This window comes from Actinoplanes sp. CA-030573, assembly GCF_050951115.1.
Classification (GTDB): Bacteria; Actinomycetota; Actinomycetes; order Mycobacteriales; family Micromonosporaceae; genus Actinoplanes.
This window is the reverse complement of the sequence record NZ_CP192038.1, coordinates 3395888-3419392: the sequence shown is the minus strand read 5'-3', so window position 1 is coordinate 3419392 and position 23505 is coordinate 3395888. Positions and strand designations below refer to the sequence as shown.

Sequence of the window (23505 nt, the reverse complement as noted above, 5' to 3'; positions counted from 1 at the left end):
TCGCTATGAAGGCTACAAATTGAACATCCATTTTCGATCAGAAATGAGGAATTTGACAACGTTGACAACGATCATTGTCGGGCCACCTGGCGCCTGTTGGCGTCCACGAAACGGTGAGATAGTCGACGGCCGGCGGGAGTGCCGGCAATCCGGCCCGGGTCGGGCTCGGGGCATCGCAGGAAAAGGCTAGTTGTTCATTCTGGGAGCTTGACGTGGAGATTTCCAATGGAACGGGGCGGATAAGCGTCGCAGTAGTCGAGGACCATCCACTCGTCCGAGACGCAATAGTCCGCCTTTTGCGGCTCAGCGGCAAGATGGACGTGGTGGCATACGCAGGAAGTGTTGAGGCCCTCCCCGGGGCCGAAGTCCTTGCGAACGCCATCGTCGTGCTCGATCTGCACCTCCCTGGGAGAAGCGGACCAAGAGCCGTGCACTACTGTGTTTCGTTGGGGCTCCGCGTAGTTGCGTTATCGGCGTGGGAGGAACGCGAAGAGGTCATGGCTGCCCTGAATGCGGGGGCGAAGGGCTTCGTGCCGAAGTCCGCGGATTCCGACCAAATCGTTTGGGCGGTGGAAGCAGTGGCGGCCGGAGGCAATTACGTATCGCCAGCGCTGGCGGCGGCGCTCCTCGGGAACGGTCCTTCATCGATGCCCGTTCACATCCCTGCCCTTTCAGAGCGCGAACGAGATGTCGTTGCGTTGCTGGCTGCCGGTGAAAGGGACCACGACATAGCCGTGGAGCTTGGTATCAGCGTTCGGACTGTGCGCTCCCACCTCGACAGGATCAGGCAGAAGACCGGCCGGCGACGACGACCCGACCTGACGCGCTTCGCCATGGAGGAAGGCATCGTTCGGAGGATGCCGATTCCGGGCTCAGAGCGTTCCGCCTAAAGCCGTCGTTGATGGCTCTGCTGCCGCGTCGGCCCTGTCTGCAGCACGCGTCACCGCCGAGTCGGATCTCTTTCGCTCGCGCGTAAGTCGAACCCAAGGCGCTGAGGGACGCAGTATCCTCAACATAACTCCAATGTTCCGTCGAGCTTGCCGTTTGAACGCGACACATTTGCATCGCCGACCAATGTGCCTCCGCCACGTATTGCTTCTACCTCGAACGAAGGATTGGAAATCATGGCTCGAAAGATCGACCTGTTGAAGTATGGGCCGTGGGCGGTAGTGACGGGAGCCAGCGACGGTATTGGTCGAGCAACAGCCGCCCAGCTTGCCGCGGCAGGGTTCTCTGTGGCACTGGTCGCTCGCCGAGTGGACATCATGGAAAGTTTGGCAGCGCAGTTGACGCATCGGTACAAAGTCTCGACGACAGTAATTGGTGTCGATCTGGTTGACCGGAACTCCGTCTCTGTCATTGCGTCGGCAACGTCGGAGGTCGACGTCGGTCTGCTCGTCCAGGCGGCTGGCTATGGGAGGGTGGGGTCGTTCTTGGACGTTGACGCGGCGGCCGACAACGACATGATCACCCTCAACATCGGGGTCGTGACCGAACTTGCGCACGTTTTCGGTGCTCGCCTTACCCGGCGTCGTCGAGGCGGCATGATTCTGTACGGTTCCATCCTTGGCTGGCAAGGCGGACCGCTGCACGCGACCTACTCGGCGACCAAGGCGTATAACCAATCGCTGGCGGAAGCGCTCCACGTCGAGTGGCGCAAGGACGGGGTCGACGTACTGGCCGTGGCGCCTGGTCCGGTTCATACCGGCTTCGCTGGCCGGGCCGGAATGAGGCTCAACGTCGGAACAACTCCTGATGTAGTAGCCCGCTCGACTTTAGCCAACCTGGGGCGGCGTGCGACGGTGGTACCCGGCGGTATGGCGAAGCTGATGACCGCTGGCTTGCGTACGGCCCCACGCACGTTTCGCGCCAAAATAATGCATTCTATGAACAGCTCAGCCGTCGACAAATAGATTGAGGCCTGCCGTTCCAGGGAGATGAGCGACTAAGAACGAACGGCTGCTGGGGGCCTCACGCCTTCGACCAATCTTGTGGCGTAGTCCCTCCCAGGGAACAGAACTGGCCGCCGCGTTTGACCGGCTAGTTGGATCACGAATCACCGGCTTGCGACCGCGAGCATCTTGGCTTTTCGTTAGAGCGTTATCCGAATTGGTGTCCTCGCGAGTGATCGGGATCGTAACGGCCAGGCTGAGCGCCGATGATCGACCAGCTAACGGGCTTCCGGCTTCGGCGTTGCGCGACGCGGCGTAGTCGGTGTGCGCGCGCCGGTAGCTGGTGTCGACGGTGAAAGAGTGTTTCAGCAGATCGGGCAGTTCTTGGTGGTGTCTGCTGGCGCTCTGTCAGCGCTTGGCGCAGCTTGCTGGTGCGGCTTTGGTGTGCCTGCAGCCGTGTCGCGTTGCGGGGCGGACGGCGTGCTCTTAATCCTGGCGGCGGCGTAGGTGGATAGTTCGATCGCGACTTGGGTGACCGGTATGCCTCGCAGCCGGGCGGCTTCTGCGGACGCCGTCGCGGACGACGGCCAGCAGCCGGTAGACCTTATATTCGCAGCGCTTGGCGGTACCGAGCTGCTCGATCAACTTTTGCCTCAGGACGACCATGTGACCGTTGGAGCGAAACGACGCGCCGATGCCAGGCAACTACCACGCTGGAGGCGGTGGCCAACCGCAGCGCGTCGGCGCCGAGGTGATACCGGATGATCTTCGCCCCGGTCATGCTGAGCGGAACGGGGTGGAGCCGCGAATCATCGCTACCAGCTCTTGCGCGGTCACCGTGTGAGCGGCGCGCAGTTTGGCGGGGAACGGGGCTGCTAGGAGGCCGCAGCGGTTCGGCGGCGGCGAGCTAGGCGAAGGTGGTGCGTTGCCCTCCCGCATGTGCCGCCGGGCGTCCAGCCGGACGTGGAGCGGGTCGAGGCTGGTCTTGGCGGCCGCGATCGTGGTGCCGTCGGGCAGGGTGGCGTCACGAGGTCGTCCGTGCCTTCGGCGCGCACAGCGTGCGCCTGACATTGGCCACGGAAACGATGCCCACGCCTCCGCCCATCCGCGCTGATCAACATTGAGCCATTTTCATCCTGTGTAGCGCGGTTACTCGACGTGGTGCAGGACGAGGATGGCCTGCACGATCGCGGTGGCCCTACGTGGGCAGCAGCGCAGCTTGGCGAGGATTTTCCAGGTCTTGAGCGTGGCGATCGCGCGTTCGCCGCGGGCGCGGATCTTCGCGTGGGCGCGGTTGACCGCCTTCTGCCGGCTGGACAGTTTCGGCCGCAAGCGTCGCCGCTTGAACGGCGTGCGCACGCTGCCGCGGGCGCCCTGGTATCCCTTGTCGGCGAAGGTCATCACCTGCGCGCTGGTCAGGGCGTCGATGATTGCCGTGGGTGCGGGCGGCGGTCAGGGCGTGTGCCGAGCCCGGCAGGGCGGGTGAGGAGCAGGCGAGGCGGCCGGCAGCGTCCGCGATGACCTGCACGTTGACACCGCGCCGCTTGTACTTGCCGGAGTAGTAGGGCTTCTGGTCGGCGACGCGGTCGATCGGGACCAGCGTGCCGTCCAGGATCGGGTAGGCCAGCAGCCGGATGCGCGCCATGGCGGTGTCCAGGTCGTCGGCGGCCGCGCTGAGCAGGGCTATCGCTTCTTGACCGTAGCGCCAGGCGGTAGCGGTCCCGATCTGGAAGCCGGCCGCGAGGCGCACGTAGGTGTCGCCGTTGCGCTGGTGGGCCAGGGCGAGTAGCGCCTGGCGACCGGGCTCCAGGCGTCGCCACCGGGATCCGAGCTTGCGGTGGCTGCGGATGCGTTCGGCGAGGTGGTTCAGGGTCCGGCTGGACAAGGGGATCACCGCGGGGTAGTACAGCATGGCGAGGCTCCCGGTCGGGGCATCGGGTTTTGGTCGATTTGCTGTCCTACCTGGAGCCTCGCGTCCATCGATCACCGGATCTACCACACCCGCCTTGAGCTGCAAGATCAGCTTGGAAAAGGCTCATTGTGTCCGGCCGGAGAAGTGTGGCAGAAGGAGCCGCCCAACGTGGGAGGCTTGACCTGACTAGCGCGGAGCACTCCGTGAGCGCCGACACGATAGGACAACAGAGTGAAAAGCGTGTCATCTGGCCGCCATCATTGAGCTGGATTGACGTTGGGGCGCGCGCCCTAGGCAGACGCGCTGCCACGTCGGCAACCAGCCGCGGGCTGGAGGTCCATCAGCGCCATCGCCTGACAAGCCGACGCCAGTATCTATAAACATACTAAATATTTATCAAGGTTTCAAATCTAACGCCTACTGTCGAATCAAGCCGAATACAACATATGTACAAGAGGCCAGACCGGCCGTATTGTTACGTGACCCGGTTTGCGGAGCGTCCAGGTTGACGATGAGGCAAGCCAGTGATCGGAGATGGACCCCGAACGCCGCGACAAGGTCGCCACCTCTGTGCTCAAAGTCCCTAACACGATCCTATTGCGGTCCAGTTGCTCAAGCGTCGCCAGCAGATTTGGGCGCAGGCGAGGGTGACCAGGACGTCATGGATGTCGAGGCGTCTTTCCCAGCGCACGGCTAGTGTCGCGTGTCTGAGGTCTTTTGACGGTTGGCTTTGGTGAGGATCTGGTCGGCGCTCTTGGTCCAGCGGAATGGTTCGCAGCGCTGGTTGTAGGCGTCGATGAACGCTCGGATCGCGCCGGTCAGGTCCGGGACGCTGGTGAAGGTGCCGCGGCGGATGGCCTGGCGGGTGATGATGCCGAGGAAGATCTCGACCATGTTCATCCAGGACGCGCTGGTCGGGGGTGAAGTGCATGGTGATCCGCGGGTTGCGGGCCAGCCAGGCTTTGACGTTCGGATGGTTGTGAGTCGCGTAGTTGTCGGCCACGACGTGCAGCTTCACCCGGGGGTGGGCCTTGGCGACCTGCTTGAGAAAGGCCAGGAACTCGCCGTTGCGGTGCCGCTGGTAGCATGCGTCCGCGGTGATCTTCCCGGTCGCGACCTCCAGGGCGGCGAACAACGTGGTCGTGCTGTGTCGCTTGTAATCGTGGTGCGTTTCTGGGCCTGGTCGAACCGCATCGGTAGCAACGGTGCGGTGCGGTCGAGGGCCTGGATCTGCGACTTCTCGTCCACGCACACACGACCGCGTTCTCCGGCGGGTCCAGGTAGAGACCGACGACATCGCGGATCTTGGCTTCCAGTTGCGGGTCCGTGGAGAACTTGAACGTCCCGGCCCGCTGCGGTTGCAGTCCCCAGTCCCGCCAGATCCGGGCGACCTCGGCGAAGCTGACTGGCTTTCCGCCGCGGGTCAAGTGATCCGACAGCAGCCGCGCTGACCAATGCGTCAACCCGAGCACGTCCGGCGGTGGGTTCAGCGTTGAGGTGATCACCGAGGACTCGTCAATGACCGGCGGCCGACCCGATCGAGGAAGATCGGCCAGGGCGCCGGTCACGTCGGTCTCGTACCGGGCCCGGCAGGCGATCATCGAGGCATCGCCGTGGCCGCTCGTTGAGTTCTCGGGCGATCTCGGCGCCGTAGGCGTTGATGTCGGTGCCCTTCAGCAGGTATTGCCGCAGCAGTCCGTTGAGGTTCTCGTTGCTGCCACGCTGCCATGGGCGGCCAGGCAGGCAGAAGTATACCGGGATGCCGGTCGCGGCACTGAACTCGTGATGCCGGCCCATCTCACCGCCTTGGTCCCAGGTCAGCGTTCGGGCCAGACCGTTAGGCAGTCTGGAGAACAGGTCGATGAGCGCGTCGCGGACCTGCCCAGCGTTATGGCCGCCGGGCAGGTGCAGCAGCACATAGCGCATTCTGCGCTCGACGAGCGCGCCGACGGCGGATTTGTTGTGCTTGCCTAAAACCAGGTCGCCCTCCCAGTGGCCTGGGATGCTGCGGTCGTTGGCCTCGGCGGGGCGCCGGCTGATCGCGTGGCCGGCGTCGAACGAAGTGGGTGGTGCGCTGGTCAGCTCGTCGGCGGCGGCGACGTTTAAGTCGTCCGCTTCGTAATGCTCGCCGCGCGCAAGCCTCGGGTGAGGGGGCGTCGGGCTGGTAGAGGGATCGGTAAATCGTCTCGTGACTGACCCTCATCTGAGGCCGGTCCGGGAACCTGGCCGGTGGGCTGGGTGAGCTCGCCACGGTGACGGCCGAGTTGCGGGCGCTCGAGAGCGGGCAACGTGTGGCTGATCTGCTGCGGACTCCAGCGGATATCGAGGCACTGCTGCACGAACACGAGCAACTCGAGCTCGGTTGCCAGCTTGCCGGTCTTCAGTCGTGCCCGGCGCGCTCGAGCCCGCTTCTGCGCTCGGAACGGATGGTATCTGCCGGCCGACGGGTCGCTGTTGCGCTTGATCTCCCGGCTGATGGTTGAGGGACTACGGCCCAGCTCGGCGGCGATGCCGCGGATGCTGCACCCGCTTCGGTGACGGTCAGCGATGGTGACCCGCTCGTCCTCGGACAGGAAGCGTTCAGAGATCTGCACGGCTGCCATGATCGGGTCGTAGCGGCGCACCGACCCATCAGGATTTTTCACGGTCCGGCCGTAGCGCCGATAGATTCCGGTGCCCCGGCCGACGCCGACGATCCGGCATGCCTCCGAGTTGTTCATGCCCTGCGCCATCAACCGCAGGTACTGCTAGCCGCCTAAGATCAACCAACACGGATCAGCGGTGGCCGGCTCTGTCGCCGCTTCCTGAAGAGTGGATCTGGATCTGACCCACTTTTCGTGATCAGAGACTGACCCAAGCTCACAGGAGTCCACTGTGTATGGTCGGCCGCCGTGCGAGTTTCTGATCTTGCTGTGGTCCTGCCTCACCTGGCAGCTGTGGTTGTCGAGAAGGTCGAACGGGTGGCGTCTGGGCTGCGGCTACGTGTGCGAGCACGCGCCCGCCGAGCTGCGTGTCCGCGATGTAGCCGCCGGTCGAGCAGGGTGCATAGCCGATACGAGCGCCGCTTGACGGACGCCGCGGTGGCAGGTTCCCCGGTGGAGTTGCGGTTGCGGGTCCGCCGGTTCTTCTGCGACGTCGACGTCTGCCCGGCACGAACGTTCGCCGAGCAGGTTCCGGGACTGACCAGCAAATGGGCTCGCCGCAGCCCGCTGATGCGACGATCGCTCGAGATCATCGCGCTCGCCCTGGCCGGGCGCGCCGGCGCCCGACTGGCCGCGCTGATGGGTCTCGCCGCCAGCCGCAGCAGCATGCTGCGCCTGATCCGTGCACTGCCCGATCCCGCTGACGGCGAGGTGACCGTCCTCGGCGTCGATGACTTCGCGCTGCGCCGAGGCCACCGCTACGCGACCGTGCTGGTCGACGTCGACACCCACCGGCCGATCGACGTGCTCGCCGACCGCCGCGCCGAGACATTGCAGCGCTGGCTGGCCACGCATCCCGCAGTGCGGGTGATCTGCCGCGACCGCGCCGGCAGCTATGCCGAAGGCGCTCGGTCCGGTGCCCCGGACGCGGTGCAGGTCGCCGACCGCTGGACCTCTGGAAGAACCTCGGCGAACATGCCGAGAAGACCGTCGCCCGACACCTGCGCTGCCTGATCGCCGCACCCGCCGAACCCGCTTTGGCGGTCGCAGCCTCAGAACCGATCGCTCTGCCGGCCCCGGTCTACCGGTCCGAGCAGGGCTTGCTGGCACCTCGCACCCGACAGCGCTACCACCAAGTCCAGGACCTACTCGCACACGGTGCCACCATCCGGGCGATCACCCGCGAACTCGGCCCGGCCCGCGGAACCGTGCGCCGCTTCGCCCGCGCCACCAGCGTCGACGAACTTCTCGCCAAGCCCCATCCCGGACGCCCACGCGTCCTCGACGACCACGCCGACTACCTGCGCGAACGCCTGGCCAGTGGGGTCAGCAACGCCGTCACGTTGTGCGCCGAGCTCCGCGAGCGCGGCTACCGCGGCAGCGCCACCACCCTGCGCACCTACCTGCGGCCCCTGCGCGCCGCCGTCGGCCGACCACCGGCGCCACAACGGCCACCGACGACCCGCCAGCTGACCAGCTGGCTGCTCACCCACCCCGACCGGCTCGCCGACGACGACCGCGAAAAACTCGCCCGAGCACGTGCCGCCTGCCCGCATCTGGACGCCCTGGCCACCCACGTCTCCGCGTTCGCCGAAATCTTGACCGCCCGACAAGGGCAGCAGCTCACCGACTGGATCACCGCGGTCGAAGCCGACGACCAGCCCGACCTGCGATCCTTCACCGCCGGCCTGCGCCGTGACCACGACGCCGTCGTCAACGGGCTGACCATGACCTACAGCTCCGGCGTGGTCGAAGGACACGTCAACCGCATCAAAATGATCAAACGCCAGATGTACGGCCGCGCCAACCTCGACCTACTCCGCAAACGAATCCTTCTCGCCTGAGTGGGACAATCCCGATCACGAAAAGTGGGTCAGATCCAGATTTCGGAAATCGCTGACAGGCTCTTACACCACCCCATGGACGCGACCCCGAATCCATAGCAACTCCTGGTCACAGCAGGTGTTGCAACGACCCGTGGAGCCCGCCCAACTACCATCGAGCCCCCACCGCGCTCGGAGGCCAGCCACCCATCAGCCGCGTCACCAACGGTTCTGGTCGCTACAGCTAGCCGGCGGAACTGGTGCAGTAGGGCGAAGGCCTGTTCGACGACGTAGCGCAGCTTGCCCCAGGCCCTTCACGCCGGTGCTCTTACGCTTGAGGATGATCGGCTCGCTACCACGACTACGGCAGGCATGCCGGAACGCTTCGCGGTCGTAACCCTTGTCGGCCAGCAGCGCGGCGAACCGGCGTCGGGGTGTCACGACATAGGGGGCCGTCCGGGGCGTCCCGCGATGGCGGGTGCGCCGTCGAGCACATCGATGGCGCGGCTGATGTCGGGCACGTTCGCGCCGCTGGTCAGCACGTAGATCGGGGTGCGGTTGCGTCGCAGGTCAGATGGTAATTCGAGCCGGGCTTGCCGCGGTTGACCGGCGACGGACCTGTACCGGTACCCCTTTTTCGCGTCGATGTGGCTGCTATCAATCGCGGCGCGGGACCAGTCGATGCGGTTCGCGGCGTTCAGCTGGTCCAGCAGCAGCTGGTGCAGATGGTCGAACACACCCGCCTCGGTCCACCACTTCAGCCGCCGCCAACAGGTCATTCCGAAGCCGAACCCGAGTTCCTGCGGCACGTCCTCCCAGCCGATCACGGTGTTTAGCACGAACAGGATCCCCTGCAAACACTGCCGGTCCGGGACCGGCTGCGGCCCCGGAGACCTGTCCGGCCACGGCGGCAGCAACGGCTCGATACCGCCCACAAACTGGTCCCCAACGACCCACGGCTTACTCACGCCTCAGCAGCAGATCGAGACCGACCGTCATCAGGTATCGCTGATCTCCCCAACCTTAATCAAGCAGATCGTGTCAGGAGCTTTAAGGTATGACCTTTGCCCGGCAGCGGGCGCCCCCAATGGTCGGTCAGCGACACTCGACCCGGTAGAAGTTGCCCGGGGGCCGCGCTCCCGGTACGCGCCAGTAAGGGGCGAGTTGTGGAGTCGGATCGCCGCTGGCCGTTCAGTTGGCCTTCGAGGGTCAATCGTTCTGCCCTGGGTCCGGTCCATCCGCGCAGTGCGCCTTGGGGAGGCATCGACTCAAGGATCCTCACGTGGACCCATCCGGGATTTTTTGCTCTGAGCGCGGACTCGGCGAGACCGTTCCTGAGACAAGCCAAACGTAAGACTATTAGGTCGGAACAAGAGGCGATCGCGGCTGGCCTCAGGAAGGCTTGCTCGGCTGTGTGGCGCGTACGGGCCGTTCGATTCGGTCTGACGCGAAACGTCAGTCTTATCGGAGCCCCACGGAGGGGCTTAACTGAGCGAGCCAGGAGCCGATACATCTCTGCGAGAGAAAACTAACGACAGCGAGGAAGTTCTGAAGATGTCAGTTCCTAGTGAATCGCAGCGCAGGAATCGGAATATCCGAGTTGCGGGGCTCATCTTGGGCTTTTCCGGCGCTGCGGCTATGGTTTTCCAATCATCCCATTCGGCTTTTAGTGCCACAACCAGCAACGATACAAATGTTTTCGGCGCGGGCTCCGTTGCTATTAGCGACAACGATGGCGCGCAGGCGATGTTCACGGCGACGAACCTGGCGCCGGGCGACAGCGCAACCGTGTGCATGGGCGTGAGGTACACCGGCACGCTGAACCCAACTGCTATCAAGCTCTATACGGGCGGCGCTTTGGAATCGAACAACGGAGGCGCCTACGTCGCGTGGGCTAACGACGCAACGTCCGAGATGGACGACAATCTTTCCATGCGGATCGAGATTAACGACACCGACCTAGCTGCAGACCCGGGAAGCAGCTGCGCGCCGGCCGGCGTCGGATCGTTCACCGACGTAGCTGCCTCCGCCCCCGGAACCAACATGCGCACAATGATCAACTCTAACAGTAACTTCGCCAACGGCCTTGCGTCTCAATGGGGCACCGTGACGGCCAGCAAGTGGCGGGTATGGCGGTTTACCTACACCTTCTCGTCTCTCGCCCCGAATTCCGCACAGCTCGACGGCCTGAAGGTCAACTTTGTGTGGGAGGCGCAGCGATAAGCCGTTGAGCGATCATCGGAAAGCGGGCCACGGGGTCACTTGCACTAACGATCAGATCCCTGTGGCCCGCTGAGAGAAATCCGAGTGCGAGCCAGGACTCGGCTGAAGCGGTTTACTGCGGCACACAAGTGCATTTTGCCACGCCAAACATGACGCCCCAGCTTTACGTCGAAGCCGTGAAGCATCTGTCGCCACAACAGAGCTGTTGGCGTGTGTCGCTGCGGCGGCCGCGATTCATCACAAAAGCAGAGTTCAATGTATAGTCGCGCTGGCTGTTGGTGCACGGCGGGTTTCACAAGCCCCTTCCCGGTCATCGACGGCTGGCGCACCACTCGGCTCGATGACCCGCTCCCCCGGTGCGATATGCCTCGGTACAGTGGCTCCCGCCTCGTTGGAGGTGTCTCGAGGCCGGCTGTCGCCGGCCCCGCAGCGTCCGGTGTGGCTCGCGATTCGGTGGAGAGGCCGCGGTGGGCCCCGATTTTGGCGGCCGGTCGTCGGCAGCGGCCCGGTGTTGTCAACGGCGATGTTCTGCTGGCCGGGGGTATCGCGCCCGGGCAATCGGTTGTTAACGGCGGCCGAATCTGGGATCTGACCCACTTTTCGCGATCGGGGTTGACTCGCTCAGGCGAGGAGGATTCGTTTGCGGAGCAGGTCGAGGTTGGCGCGGCCGTACATCTGGCGCTTGGTCATTTTGCGGTCGATGGTCCTTCGACCACGCCGGAGCTGTAGGTCGTGGTGAGCTCGTTGACGACGGCGTCGTAGTCGCGGCGCAGGCCGGCGGTGAAGGATGGCAGGTCGGGCTGGTCGTCGGCTTCGACGGCGGTGACCCAGTCGTTGAGCTGCTGTCCTTGTCAGGCGGTCAGGATCTCGGCGAACGCTGAGACGTGGGTGGCCGGGCGTCGAGATGCGGGCAGGCGGCACGCGCTCGGGCGAGTTGTTCGCGGTCGTCGTCGGCGAGCCGGTCGGGATGGGTGAGCAGCCAGCTGCGGCGGTCGCGTGTTCGCCCCGGGGCGCGGATCTTCGCGTGGGTGCGGTTGGCCGCTTTCTGCCGGCTGGACAGGTTCGGCTGCAAGCGTCGCCGCTTGAACGGCGTGCGCACGCTGGCGCCTGGTATCCCTTGTCGGCGAAGGTCATCACCTGCGCGCTGGTCAGGGCGTCGATGATTGCCGTGGGTGCGGGCGGCGGTCAGGTCGTGTGCCGAGCCCGGCAGGGCGGGTGAGGAGCAGCCGAGGTGGTCAGCAGTGTCCGCGGAGGCCTGCACGTTGACACGGTGCCGCTTGTACTTGCTGGATCCGTGCCGCTTGTACTTGCCCGGGGGAGTAGGGCTTCTGGTCGGCGACGCGGTCGGTCGGGACCGGCGTGTCATTCAGGTTCGGGTAGGCCAGCAGCGGGGTGTGCGCCATGGCGGTGTCCAGGTCGTGGGCGGCCGCGCTGAGCAGGGCTGTCGCTTCTTGACCGTAGCGCCGGGCGGTGGCGGTCGCAATCTGGAAGCCGGCCGCGAGGCGTAGGTAGGCGTCGCCGTTGCGCAGGTGGGCCAGGGCGAGTGGCGCCTGGCGACCGGTCTTCCTGGTGTCGTCAGTGGGATCCGGGCTGCTTGCGGTGGCTGCGGGTGCGTTCGGCGAGGTGGTTCAGGGTCCGGCTGGACAACGGGATCACGGCGGCGGAGATCTACCCGCTGATGAACAGCAAAACGTGCCGGCCAACCGACCTCCAAAGCACTGACATAGCCTCTCAAAAGGCTCGGGTGCTGATTGCGGGTTAACCGCATTGACTGCACAGATTCACAAGGACAGTCGCAGATCTAGACCTTCAGCGCCGTCATGCCAGCCGTCTCCTCGTCGAGCTCAGTGGTCGCCCTCGCAGCGGAGGACGGTGAATCGCCGTCGCGCATCACGAACATGCGCTGTTAGCTGGTCCAGATTTGCTCGCATGGCTGAGACGGGTAGTTCGTCGTCCGAAAGTGACAGACTCCCTAATAGATGGAGCTGGACGCGTGCCAAAGCTTCGAGCGACTGCAACGTCTGATCGTCCGAAGTACTCAAGTACCGCCTCCAAAGGTTGCCGCTTGGGCTTCAGGTTGTGCTGCTCTGGATAAGGTGCGTGCTCACTGCCTCGAGAAGCTGAAACAGCGAATTAGCGAAATGGACGTACTGCCAGTCAAGGCACGATATCGCATCCACCAATCTCCCTTGGAGATCCTATAGTGCATAACAATGGCGGTTTGGTCTTCGTCTCGCATCCCGAGGACTGCAAGATCCACAAAACGCGACTGCTGACCCGAGTCCGCGCCGCGCCGCAGTGGCCTTATCTATAACTACTGCCGATTAATTTGTCGAAGCATTGCCGGATGCGGCAACACAGGAGGACGATCCGTGAGCCATTGGTTGGACCCGTGCGAATCAGGTCTTCCCGCGGGAAAAGACTAGGTATTGGTGCGACGGCACGCAGGAGCACCACAGTCTCACCGAAGTGCTGCGGCAGAACGAGGTCCGTCATGCCCCCATCAATGTGTCCTTATCCGCGAGGTATCGTATGCCCGGCTTCCCTCGGGGGCGGGAGGCCGTCCGCGTGGTCATCACTGAAATTAGTCAAGGCTCGAGCGTCGAAAGCGGTCACTGACGACCCGGTCGGAGCGCTCTCTCCCTGACCGGTGTTCATCGGGAAATCTACCTGGTCGCAGTGGCGCGCACACCAAGTCATAACCGTCTCAGCCGTTTCCTTGCCTCAGAACGGTCGGCGGTGAATCGCCCAAGCAGGGAGGAAACGCGTTCATGAATCTCGCGCCTCATACGAGGGAGAGTTCTTCCTGGCGGCTACGGCCAACAGCGCCACACGTTCAAAAGGCGGCGCCGCGCACCGCTGCCCGTGGCGTGGCTGCTATCGCGGCGCTTGCCGCACTCGTAGTCCTTGGATCGACCGGGTGTGAACCCAACACCGTCAGTCGACCTTCCGCCGCTTCGCCAAGCGGAAGAACTTCCGGTCCGTCAAGCCCTACAAGTCATAACCACGAGTCACGCGCCTCGTCCCACCCGACCGTGCCGGCCACGACCCGGTATACCAGTGGTCGAGGCGGTATACCGCAGGGCCAGGAGCCTCCCGCGGGCGCCATCTTGTCACACGCCTACGGCCTGTGGACGCCGGGAAAGTTTGATACGTGTTCGAAAAGCTTCCACGACACCTTCTGGGTCTATGGCCCGGACGGAAAGGTGTATCCCACATGGCATCCGCCGGTAGCGGTCGACCCAGCGACAGGCAAAAAGTGCACGTTTGGCCACGAACATGGTGACGATCCGAGCAAATCGGCCATCAAGGATGTCGACCTACCTTTCGGCTACATTAACGAGCAGCTCGAGGACCAGGACCCGAATCACCCGCGGCACGAGGATCATGTCGGGCATAAGGTAACGCTGGTCAACAATGTTGTCCAAGACGACGGCACCAAATGCAGCGCGCTCGTCAAGCTGCACCAAGGAACCCACTCGGCAGACGCTTTCACCAACAACATGCACGAAGTCATGTATTACATCTCTTGCACCGACGGTCTCCGGGTCGTTAACCGCTCGATGCATCATTTCGGTGTCGCGGGAACCCTCTCGGCAAAGTGCATCGGCGATGTACGAGTTGGCGATCCCACGCCATCGACGTCTATTCAGGTGCCGAACGAGAGCGGCCGGAAGATCGGTAGTACTGCATGTCTACCCGGTATTCTGCAGACAATCCGTGAAGGCAAAGACGCCTCATCCCAACTCTATGATCTTCTTCGGGAAGATTGGTTTACCGGTCGGAACGTGGCACTTCACGTCGACAACAGCGGTCAGTACCACACCTATTGGGGTCAGCAGGGATTCAACCACAACGATCGGCAGCTGCTGCAGTTCGGCACCGGTACCTACTTCCAGGTCGACATGCCCAGCAGGCTATTCGATGACCAGACGAAGGCGCTGTATCGCACCGTGAACATTTGCAAGATTCCCGAGATCGCGGACAAGAACCCGTGCTTCTTCCAAAATCGCGCCGGCAACGACATCCCTTGGGATGATCCTCGGTCGGCGTTCAACGGAAGTGTTCGAACTGTCCACCTTGACACCGTCAATCTATGCAATCGAACTGACCAGACCGAATTCTACAGCAATGCGATGGGCACTGAGCTTCGTCCTCGACCGGACGCTGCGCGGGGAATCACCATTTCGCAGGAATTTGATGTTCCCGCACGATTCAGAGACAGATGCGTGCAGCTGCATCTAGGCGACAGGAGTGAAAACTTCTCGACTGCCTATGGTGCATCTGGTATCCACGCCCCGAACTAGAACATCGCGCTGTTGTAAGCGATCTACACGCAACTCTGGACCGGGCTACTACTCGTGGCGCGCCGGGCAACTACGCCGGCGCGCCGCGGGGCCTACCGCATTAGCAGTGCAGGCATCATGTCATCCGCACTTAACATTCTTCGATGCGACGGCGGGCTAGCTCCCATGACTCAAAGAGCCCTCTCGCCCATTCCGCGACGTCCCTGCCCTGTTCGGTAACTACTACATGTCTCGTCGAGCGGATGAGCAGCACTACACCAAGCCTGCGCTCTAGACGGCGGATGCGCCTGGACACTTCGGGTTGACTGACCCCGAGGCGCGATGCCGCACGCGTAAACTGTTGCTCCTCAACGACTGCAATGAGCGTCTCCAGCTCTTGCCACATCTCCCGGTACCCTGCTTGGCGGATCGACAGCCAGACCCGCTCCGGCCATCTGCGGTTCCCAGCGCTTCTGCTTCGATGATCTTCAGGACGGCTAAGCTGTCCTTGAACAGAGGCAGCGATGCGAGTATATTATCTCGGTCTACTGCTGCTGGAAAGCACATCTGCCGGAACCTGAAGCGGACTTGCCAGATTCGGATACCGCCTCGCGATACCGTCCAACTAGTCATACCCAGTCGTCGAGCCGGTCGACGAGGCACCAATTGCTCTTTCGCGGCCACACCAGGCCGATCGCAACTCCCGCGGCCCGTAAATAGCTCCTCTGTCAAGATCCCGGGGCAGGATCGGCTCGGAGGGCTTGGTAGATGACGTCGAAGAGCGCGTCGTTCAGGACGCGAAGAGCTTCCAGGCCTCCTTCACCGCCGGCTTTCCGGCGAGCGATGAGGTATTTGGCGGGCGCGTGGCAGCGGGCTTGGGTTATCGCGACGCGGTGCAGGGCTGCGTTGAGCTGGCGGTTTCCGGTTCGGCTGAGCCGGTGGCGCGCACGGCTGAGCCGGTGGCGCGCACGGTAGACGACCACACCGGCAGCGGGGCTGTGCCCTTGTGCCGAGCGAAGGCAGCCGCGCTGCGGAAACGAGCGACGCTGGCCGCCTCGCCGAGGATCTTCGCGGCGGTCAAGGGGCTGCAGCCGACAACAGCGATGAGTGCCGGTGCTAGTTTCTCGGCCAGGCGCTCGACCTGCGCGGCGATCGGGTTGATCTCCTCGGTGAGATCTCGGCACCGGCGGGCGATTGCGGCAGCCAGCTGCCCGACGATGCCGGAGACCTGCGTCAGCCGGTCCAATATCTTGTCGAGGTTGCTGACGCGGTCGAGAGACCGCGCCGGCGGGTCCCAGTCCGCGTCCAGTTCGTGCAAATGCCAGCGGAGCGGGTTATGGCTTGCGTTCGGCGATGAGGTCTTCGCGCGGTCGCCGGCGGCGCCTTCGATCGCCCGGCTGGCGTTCGGCCAGCGGCGAGCGATGCGTCGCAGCTGCCGGTAGCCGTCGCCGGTTGACTGGCACGCGGATCGAGGTCACTGGTTGCAGCCGGGTGTCGACCGCGACCGGGGTCCAGGATGCCGTGTCGGCCACGCTCAATCGGCGATTCCGTCACCGTCGGGCTGCTCTGTGCTTAGCTGTCCTTGACTTATTGCCGCAGATTGCAGTGAGGCAGGCGGCCAGCGCTAGCAGCGCAATGCCAGCCCGACCAGCGATCCCCGAGTTGATCATCACTGCAGGAAGCCCGAGGTAAGGAACACGGATGCGGGCAACCCCAAGAATGTTTTTAGCTGGAACGGGGGTTGAGTCTGCATGGTCGTTGGCGTCGCCTCTGCTGATAAAAGTGCCGTCCGTGTTCGCCGTCACTATGCGGTGCATCACGGCGCGCGTGGGCTGAGCAGGGTCAGTGAATCTGATGATCTGGCGTGGCTTGACGTTCCGAGGATTCGTGGGTGCCACAACGACGACGTCGCCGACATGAAGTTGCGGCGTCATCGATCCGCTGACGATCACCGAAGGCCGCCACCCGATGGCAAGAGGGGCGATCGCGCACAATAGGAGCCCGACTGCAGCAGCCGTGAACCCGATGAGAAGGCTATCGGCCACAACCCGTACAGCTTCTCGCAACCGTGACATCCGGCGTGAGTCATCGCTTGCGTCGCGTGACTTACGGGTGTGCTGGGCCGACCGTCGGCGAGTGCCCTGATATGACGCCATCTGATTGCCCTTCACCGAGCGGCCCGCGAAAAATTGCCCACTATGGCTGCCGAGCAGAGGCATGCGTTCAACTTCGCGCCTCCCATACCCACTTGACTGCGATAGACGTTCCCTGGGCCGAGTCTGGTGTTGCGACGTCAAGGGTATAGGCGATGCGAAACCATGCATTCTGGTTTGCCGAGACATTGCTCCCGCAGAGATAGCCATCGGCAAAATCGGTCGGCAATCTGGATGCTTGGACGGCACTGGCAAGATTGACGATCGCGCCCCCGAATGACGGTGCTTCGTTGCAAGAACGGCTTGCAGCTGGCCCCGATGTGCCCAGATCTACTGTAAACTTGAGCCAATTCCCAAGACCGCTGTCTGCGCCGGTATCGGCATACATTCTTATGCTGCTAGCTGGCAATGAACCCTTGTAGACGAGTTTGATGCATTCGGCTCCGGAGTCGCCGGGGCCCAAGTCGGCAAGATTTGCGAAGAACGAACCGGCACTGTCATTGGTCAACTGAACCGTACCGGAGTCGAGCACATTGGGTCCGTTCTCGATATCCTCACGAAATGCGGCGCTGGTCGGATGTGTGACGACGACAGAGGCCACGATTGCCAATGCTGCGAGGGTCGCACCGACTGCCGCCCAACGGCGGCGCGGCCGGGAGCTGTCAGTGGCAGCGCTCGAGTGAGTTTTCGGTGACCGGCGGTGCACCCCGACTAACATTGTCGCTCCTGACCTTCGTGCCGTAACACTACGACCTAGGGTTCGGGTTGCACTTCATAGACCTTCGAAGACCTCGGGTTGCGCGACGGGAGCAAAGTTGGTCTCACTGCCGAAGTCTCTCGTGTCCTCCGGAGCGACTGTGGTCTTCTGCCGTCCGGAGCCGGCGGTGCCCGGGCCGATCCGCTTATTGGGTACGGCGCCCGCGCCCCGTTACCTTTTTGATCGTCCCCAGCCGGGGGCCCCTCGGTTGCCCGGCCTGGCATGACTTACTGCCCCTGTCGTGCGGATGATCCGGGGGGTGTTGTCACCGAGCCGGGTGGCGTCGACAGATCGCTGATAGGGACACGACCACCTGCAGGGCTGAGGTAGGTCTCCTCGTAACGTGGCTGCCGACAGTCGACGCCGGACTGGCGATCGAGGTGACAGGTTACCTCGCAGGGAGGCGATGTGCACGGCGATTACCAGGTGTTCCTCGGTCTTGACGTCGGTAAGGACGGCCACCACGCCGTCGCCCTAGATCCTGGTGGGAAGCGGTTGCACGACGCTGCTTTGGTCAACACCGAGGCCTGGCTGCGGCAGGTGTTCGACAAACTCGCCCGCCATGGCCGGATCCTCGTGGTCGTCGACCAGCCCGCCTCGATCGGCGCGTTGCCGGTCGCTGTCGCCCGAGCCTGCGGTCACCAGGTGGCTTACCTGCCCGGGCTGGCGATGCGCCGGATCGCCGATCTGCACCCGGGCGCGGCGAAGACCGACGCGCGCGACGCATATGTGATCGCGGACGCCGCCCGCACGTTGCCGCATACGCTGCGCCGGGTTGATGTCGGTGACAAAACCCTTGCCGAGCTGGGGGTCTTGGTCGGCTTCGATGACGACCTTGCCGGTGAAGCCACGCGGATCTCCAATCGCATCCGCGGGCTGCTCACCCAAATCCACCCCGCGCTCGAACGTGTCCGCGGACCACGGGTGCAGCACAAAGCAGTGCTTGAGCTGCTGTCGCGCTGCGGGGGCCCTGCCGGGCTGCGCAAGGCCGGCCGTTCCAAACTTGGGGAGATCGCCGGTAAGAATGCTCCACGCCTGGGTGAACGGCTTGTCGAGCAGATCATGACCGCACTCGACGAACAGACGGTGATCGTTCCCGGCACGACAGCAGCGGAGAAGATTCTTCCCCGGCTGGCCGATAGCCTCCGCGACGTCCTGGTGCAGCGTGATCAGGTCGCCGGTGAGGTCGAAGGGATCTCGATGCGCACCCTCTTGCCCGGGTCCTGACGTCGATGCCCGGCATCGGGGTCAGGACCGCCGCCCGGATCCTGCTCGAAGTCGGCGACGGCACCGCCTGTCCCACGCCCGGGCATTTGGCATCCTATGCCGGCCTGGCCCCCGTCACCCGCCGCTCCGGTATCTCTATCCGCGGAGAACACCCGCCCAAGGGCGGCAACAAGCAACTCAAACGCGCGTTCTTCCTCGCCGCGTTCGCGTCCCTGTCCCATCCACCGTCGCGGGCCTACTACGACCGCAAACGAGCTCAAGGCAAACGCCACAACGCCGCCCTCATCTGCCTCGCCCGCCGCCGAGTCGACGTCCTGTTCGCCATGCTCCGCGACCAACAGCCCTACCAGATCCGGCCGACAGAACACGCCCTCGCCGCTTGACGAACCCATAGGGACACCCCCCCCGGGGGACCCTCGCATCGGCCGCGGCTTCGAGCCTGCTGTGGGCCCAGACGCCAGCGCGGGTCGTCTCAGACGAAGGCCGCTGTGCGCGCCCGACGATCTCCAGCCAATTGCTGGGGAACGGCTGCTGCCCGTTGTCGATGTCACCAGCGGTGCCTCTGTGATTACGAACAGCTCCTGGGAAATTCGAGGGCAGCCCGGCGGGTTTCGGGGGCTACCAAACCTAAGGTTAGGTCTCAGTGCCGCCGATGTGATGGCCGAAGACGCGGAGTGCTCGGACTGAGGAGACTGGCATGTTGTCGGCCGGCAGACGACTAGCGCTGATCTTGCTTGTCTCTGTTGGTTCGGTGTTGCCCGGTCTGGGAAGCGACGCGCCGGCCGCGTCTGCGGATGCTATTGTTAATGTCCACGTGCTAGGCGACCGCAATGGTCATCCCCTTTTCCCGGCGAATGTCCTGAAGCCTGGAGCGCCAGTTAGCCGTTGTCTGCGTATCGATCTTCAGCATCCGAGGTCGGTCACCGGGTTGCTGGCAACCGACGTTAGCGGACCTTTAGTGCCCTATCTCGACGTAGAGATCGATCAAGGGACTACACTCGCCGAGGCAAACTGCCGCGGTTTCGTCGGCAAGCAGATCTTCGCCGGCCCGATGAATACCATGCCTCAAGTTGGCTCGGGATCACCAATCTCCAGTTCAGTCGCTGGGCCAACGACCTATCGTGTAACCGTCGCGGTACGAGACGACAACGCCGCGCAGGGCTTATCTGGCAGCATAACATTTCGATGGTTCCCGACCGAAGCCCCGGCGTCCTCCAAGCCGACTACTAGCCCGGCAATTCCGCCGTCGAACGATCATGAACCCATCACGGCACCGACTTCTAAGCAACCAACCGCGACAGCCGCACCGTGGCCCGCAGCGAGCGAGAATCGGCCGAAGCCCGGGATGCCAGCAGCCGACCCGGCGGCGCCTCCAGCAAAGACTCCGGGCTCCCCGGCTAGCCCGCGAATGGCGAGTCCGCAGGATCGACCTTCCCTATCGACAAACTTCTTAGACCGCTTCGGTTTGATCATCGGACGCACTAGTAGGGCCACTCTTCGCCTCCTGACCGCGGTCGCCGAGCATCCCACGTACCCGCTCGCAGTCCTGGTAGCACTAGCCATATTTCTCTTGGTGCAGCGGTGGATCGACCGGGATGACCCGAAGCTTGCGTTGGCGCCGCTCTGGCCCGATTCCAGCATTCACTTTCCGAGCGACGTCGTCGGCCGGCAGGCGATCGACGTGATCAGTGATGGAAGGCCGTCGTGACGCGAAACAACCTCAACGATCTGGTACCTGTCGGAGAGCGGCTAAGATGGATCTTAGTGTGCCGCCTCGCCGCAGGTCCTGTGCTTATCTTGCTCGCGGCTTACGCTGACGCCCGACACATTGGTGCGCTGGCTGCCGCCTGGTTAACGTGGACAAGTGCGACGGTCGGGATGGTTGCTGTCGTCCGGCGCATGAAAGCCCATGCTGTCGCCACGTTGAATCTTTCAGTCCTTGGAGACGGCCTTCTGCTCGCCGGAGCCTGGTATCTCCTGGGCGCTCTCGGGGGTGTCGGCACGTACGTCCTGCTGGTCCACGTCATCAGCGTGACGTTGCTTGCCTCATTCCGCACGGGCGCCAAGGTAGCTGTATGGCATATACTACTGACGATACTAGTCGTTCAAAGCGAAAACGCAGGACTGCTGGCCCCCGAGGGTCAATCGTCTTCCGGTGATCTAGGACTTCTGGTCGGAGAGCTTGGTACCGCTTGCTTCGTCACGGCATGCCTGGCGGCTGTCAACGAGCGGGAACTACGTCGACGCCGATACGATGACCGAGTGCTCCGCATGGCGGCGGCCGCCTTCATTGAAGATACCGAACCGTTAAGCATCGCCCGACGGCTCAATCACCTGGCGATGCACGACCTCCTTGCATATCGTGCTGCTGTCGTCGCGGAAGTCCCGTCGGAAGCGGGTCAAAGCTACGGGAGGTGGGCTGTTATCGGCTCCGACGCCGAAAGCCAGCACCCCATTGATCAACCTTTAGACGAAGAGGGCGTCATATCTACGGCCTTGTCAGCCAAGAGAACGGTGCTGGTCGCTCCGTCGGTCGCTGGCCAGGATACACATTTGGCTATGCTCCTTCCCAGAGGGCGCCACATGACGTGTGTGCCGTTTGAGGTAGGAGAACTGCGCGGCGCGTTGGTCTTCGAACACCGATTCGGATTCTGGCAGCGACGCAACAAGCGGATCGAACGACGCACTATCCTCACGGCAGAACATGCAACTAGCCTCGCGGCGATGTCGTTGTCTCGAACTCTGTTGCTGAGCCGGCTACGGCGAGCTGCAGAAACTGATGGATTGACGGGCGTTGCGAATCGACGAGTCTTCGATCTCCAACTCGCCTCTTGCCTAGCCCGTGGTACCAGCGACGGTGCACTTACGGGCATTTCGTTGGTGGACCTCGATTTCTTCAAACGCATTAACGATGTGCATGGACATCAAATGGGGGATGAAGTACTTCGCATCACGGCGGAAACGCTGAGAGCGCATTCTCGTCCCGGGGACATAGTGGCCCGCTATGGGGGAGAGGAATTTGCCGTCATTATGCCGGCGACATCCCTAGAAGTCGCCGGCGCGCAGGCGGAACGCTTACGACTCGCCATCAGAGACATGAATGGTGCCGTACCTGTCACGGCGAGCATCGGTGTTGCGTCTGGCCGCGCGATTTCGCCTGACGCCCTCATTGCGCAGGCCGACGAAGCTCTATATAAAGCCAAAGAGAGCGGGCGCAATCAAGTCGTTCTAGCCGTTGGGTCGCGCCCCGAGAATGACATTGTCGCAGCCTAGATCCGCAACTGCACTAACCATCGGCGTCGACTCGGACGCGGCAATACACGTATTTGCTCGCGGAGCAGGTCCAGGTTGGCGCGGCCGTACATCTGCCGTTTGATCATTTTGATGCGGTTGACGCGTCCTTCGACCATGCCGGAGCTGTAGGTCATGGTCAGCCCGTTGACGACGGCGTCGTGGTCGCGGCGCAAGCCTGCGGTAAAGGAGCGTTAGGTCGGGAGCGGTCCTGCATCCCGGCCTCGCCCTTGATCGTCGTAACATTGCTGTCCTCAGGTTGCCAGACCATCGAGGAAGACCTCCTGCGGTGTGCAGCAGCCGAGGATCTTGCGAGGTCGTTGTTTGAGCCGGTCCTCGACCGCCCGAAGCGTCTGCCGATCGTGTCTGGCCATGCTGGTGCCCTTGGGGAAGTACTGGCGCAGCAGTGGAATGGTCCCCGAAAGTTGGACCTTGAAAGTAAAGTTTATGCGACGGTGGCGGTTTGAGCGAGGTACTCGTCGGGGCTGAGGTAGCCGAGTCGTTGTTGGATGCGGGTCGTGTTCCACCACTGTAGGTAGCTGGTCAGTCCGGCGTGGAACTCGTCAACGGTCGCGGGCTGCTGGATCCGGAACCATTCCTCCTTGAGATGGCTGAAGAATCCTTCCATGACGGCATTGTCCAGGCACGTGCCCTTGCGGGACATGGACTGCGTCAGGCCGGCATCGCGGAGCACGCCCTGCCAGAGGGTGTGGCGATACTGAAATCCCTGATCGGAGTGAACCAGCGGTTTCTCACCGGGCTGCAGGTTGTTGATCGCGGTGCGTAGCCCGTCAGTGACAATCTTCACGCTTGGCGATGGCCCGGCCACGGCAGAGACGACACGGTTGTCCCAGAGGTCGAGGACTGGCGAGACATAAACTTTGGCGGCCCCGATCGCGAACTCGGTCACGTCCGTGACCCACTTGGTGTGCCGGGCCGCTGCGGTGAACTGGCGATCCAACACGTCGTCGGCCGCATGGCCGACTTCGCCCCGGAAAGAGTTGTACCTGCGCCGCCGGCGCACAGGGCACTGCAGACCGAGCGTGCGCATCAGCTTCAGCACGGTCATCTTCGATACCCGCCACCCGCAGCGTTGCAGGACTGCCAGAATGCGGCGGTGCCCGTAGGCGCCCTTCGCATCGCTAAAGGCTTGGCGGATGGCTCCTTTAAGCTCAGCATGCCGATCCGCTCGAGCGAGTCTGTTGCGGTGGTCGTAGAACGTTGACCGGGCAAGACACGCGATCTGCAACAACAGCGACAGCGGGTACTGCGCCTTGAGATCTTCGACGGCTTGCACCT

At 63.3% G+C, this 23505-nt stretch carries 15 protein-coding genes and 5 pseudogenes; 9 read left to right on the top strand and 11 right to left on the bottom strand.

Features of this window, described 5'->3' with window-relative positions:
• Positions 1-212: 212 nt before the first annotated feature.
• Together ACQP2F_RS15915 and ACQP2F_RS15910 are read left to right on the top strand one after the other, a co-directional pair.
• Complete coding sequence (locus ACQP2F_RS15915) at positions 213-890, top strand: response regulator (RefSeq protein WP_433304698.1); 678 nt, start codon at positions 213-215, stop codon at positions 888-890.
• Between the two features lie 234 nt (positions 891-1124).
• A complete protein-coding gene (locus tag ACQP2F_RS15910) occupies positions 1125-1913 on the top strand; it encodes an SDR family NAD(P)-dependent oxidoreductase (RefSeq protein ID WP_433304696.1) in 789 nt (262 codons plus the stop codon).
• 1128 nt (positions 1914-3041) lie between these two features.
• Here ACQP2F_RS15910 and ACQP2F_RS15905 read toward each other — a convergent pair.
• The 3 pseudogenes from ACQP2F_RS15905 to ACQP2F_RS15895 form a co-directional block, all read right to left on the bottom strand.
• Positions 3042-3804, bottom strand: a pseudogene (locus ACQP2F_RS15905) (transposase family protein).
• A 693-nt stretch (positions 3805-4497) separates the two neighbouring features.
• Positions 4498-5408: pseudogene (locus ACQP2F_RS15900) on the bottom strand (IS630 family transposase); the annotation flags it as partial.
• Positions 5320-6524: pseudogene (locus ACQP2F_RS15895) on the bottom strand (IS30 family transposase). The pseudogenes ACQP2F_RS15895 and ACQP2F_RS15900, both read right to left, overlap by 89 nt.
• Before the next feature lie 171 nt (positions 6525-6695).
• Here ACQP2F_RS15895 and ACQP2F_RS15890 point away from each other — a divergent pair.
• Positions 6696-7460, top strand: coding sequence for an ISL3 family transposase (locus ACQP2F_RS15890; RefSeq protein ID WP_433304695.1), 765 nt, complete (start codon positions 6696-6698; stop codon positions 7458-7460).
• A gap of 86 nt (positions 7461-7546) precedes the next feature.
• A complete protein-coding gene (locus tag ACQP2F_RS15885; protein WP_433304693.1) occupies positions 7547-8290 on the top strand; it encodes a transposase in 744 nt (247 codons plus the stop codon).
• Between the two features lie 416 nt (positions 8291-8706).
• On the opposite strand, the gene ACQP2F_RS15880 is transcribed toward ACQP2F_RS15885, so the two are convergent.
• Positions 8707-9204 (bottom strand): transposase, encoded by a 498-nt coding sequence (locus ACQP2F_RS15880; protein WP_433304691.1) that lies wholly within the window; start codon positions 9202-9204, stop codon positions 8707-8709.
• A gap of 619 nt (positions 9205-9823) precedes the next feature.
• Here ACQP2F_RS15880 and ACQP2F_RS15875 point away from each other — a divergent pair.
• Positions 9824-10492 (top strand): hypothetical protein, encoded by a 669-nt coding sequence (locus ACQP2F_RS15875; RefSeq protein ID WP_433304688.1) that lies wholly within the window; start codon positions 9824-9826, stop codon positions 10490-10492.
• Positions 10493-11351: 859 nt separating this feature from the next.
• On the opposite strand, the pseudogene ACQP2F_RS15870 reads toward ACQP2F_RS15875, so the two are convergent.
• Positions 11352-12160, bottom strand: a pseudogene (locus ACQP2F_RS15870) (transposase family protein).
• A gap of 1442 nt (positions 12161-13602) precedes the next feature.
• Here ACQP2F_RS15870 and ACQP2F_RS15865 point away from each other — a divergent pair.
• Complete coding sequence (locus tag ACQP2F_RS15865; protein ID WP_433304686.1) at positions 13603-14799, top strand: hypothetical protein; 1197 nt, start codon at positions 13603-13605, stop codon at positions 14797-14799.
• 130 nt (positions 14800-14929) lie between these two features.
• Here the strand turns inward: ACQP2F_RS15865 and ACQP2F_RS15860 are convergent, their stop codons facing one another.
• The 4 genes from ACQP2F_RS15860 to ACQP2F_RS15845 form a co-directional block, all read right to left on the bottom strand.
• Positions 14930-15184 carry a LysR family transcriptional regulator gene (locus tag ACQP2F_RS15860; protein WP_433304684.1) on the bottom strand — a complete coding sequence of 85 codons (255 nt, stop codon included), beginning with the start codon at positions 15182-15184 and terminating at the stop codon, positions 14930-14932.
• A gap of 474 nt (positions 15185-15658) precedes the next feature.
• Complete coding sequence (locus ACQP2F_RS15855) at positions 15659-16096, bottom strand: transposase (RefSeq protein ID WP_433304682.1); 438 nt, start codon at positions 16094-16096, stop codon at positions 15659-15661.
• A 232-nt stretch (positions 16097-16328) separates the two neighbouring features.
• A complete protein-coding gene (locus tag ACQP2F_RS15850; RefSeq protein ID WP_433307515.1) occupies positions 16329-16853 on the bottom strand; it encodes a signal peptidase I in 525 nt (174 codons plus the stop codon).
• 148 nt (positions 16854-17001) lie between these two features.
• The gene (locus ACQP2F_RS15845) at positions 17002-17532 is read right to left on the bottom strand and encodes a hypothetical protein (RefSeq protein WP_433304681.1); all 531 of its coding nucleotides are present in this window, start codon (positions 17530-17532) and stop codon (positions 17002-17004) included.
• A 564-nt stretch (positions 17533-18096) separates the two neighbouring features.
• Between ACQP2F_RS15845 and ACQP2F_RS15840 the strand changes: the two are divergent.
• The 3 genes and pseudogenes from ACQP2F_RS15840 (at position 18097) to ACQP2F_RS15830 (ending at position 22188) form a co-directional block, all read left to right on the top strand.
• Positions 18097-19298: pseudogene (locus tag ACQP2F_RS15840) on the top strand (IS110 family transposase).
• 1190 nt (positions 19299-20488) lie between these two features.
• Positions 20489-20623: a hypothetical protein gene (locus ACQP2F_RS15835; protein WP_433304679.1), complete on the top strand. Its 135-nt coding sequence runs from the start codon at positions 20489-20491 to the stop codon at positions 20621-20623.
• Between the two features lie 563 nt (positions 20624-21186).
• Positions 21187-22188, top strand: coding sequence for a diguanylate cyclase (locus ACQP2F_RS15830; protein ID WP_433307513.1), 1002 nt, complete (start codon positions 21187-21189; stop codon positions 22186-22188).
• On the opposite strand, the gene ACQP2F_RS15825 is transcribed toward ACQP2F_RS15830, so the two are convergent.
• Positions 22185-22382, bottom strand: coding sequence for a transposase (locus ACQP2F_RS15825; RefSeq protein WP_433304677.1), 198 nt, complete (start codon positions 22380-22382; stop codon positions 22185-22187). The genes ACQP2F_RS15830 and ACQP2F_RS15825 overlap by 4 nt on opposite strands.
• A 269-nt stretch (positions 22383-22651) precedes the next feature.
• A complete protein-coding gene (locus tag ACQP2F_RS15820) occupies positions 22652-23503 on the bottom strand; it encodes an IS3 family transposase (RefSeq protein WP_433304675.1) in 852 nt (283 codons plus the stop codon).
• Between the last annotated feature and the right edge of the window lie 2 nt (positions 23504-23505).

Bases quoted from the DNA above. Each gene is read 5' to 3' on its own strand.
- ACQP2F_RS15910 (WP_433304696.1), top strand. From the start codon at position 1,125: ATGGCTCGAAAGATCGACCTGTTGAAGTATGGGCCGTGGGCGGTAGTG.
- ACQP2F_RS15875 (WP_433304688.1), top strand. From the start codon at position 9,824: ATGTCAGTTCCTAGTGAATCGCAGCGCAGGAATCGGAATATCCGAGTT.
- ACQP2F_RS15860 (WP_433304684.1), bottom strand. From the start codon at position 15,184: ATGTGGCAAGAGCTGGAGACGCTCATTGCAGTCGTTGAGGAGCAACAG.
- ACQP2F_RS15850 (WP_433307515.1), bottom strand. From the start codon at position 16,853: ATGTCACGGTTGCGAGAAGCTGTACGGGTTGTGGCCGATAGCCTTCTC.
- ACQP2F_RS15830 (WP_433307513.1), top strand. From the start codon at position 21,187: ATGGCGGCGGCCGCCTTCATTGAAGATACCGAACCGTTAAGCATCGCC.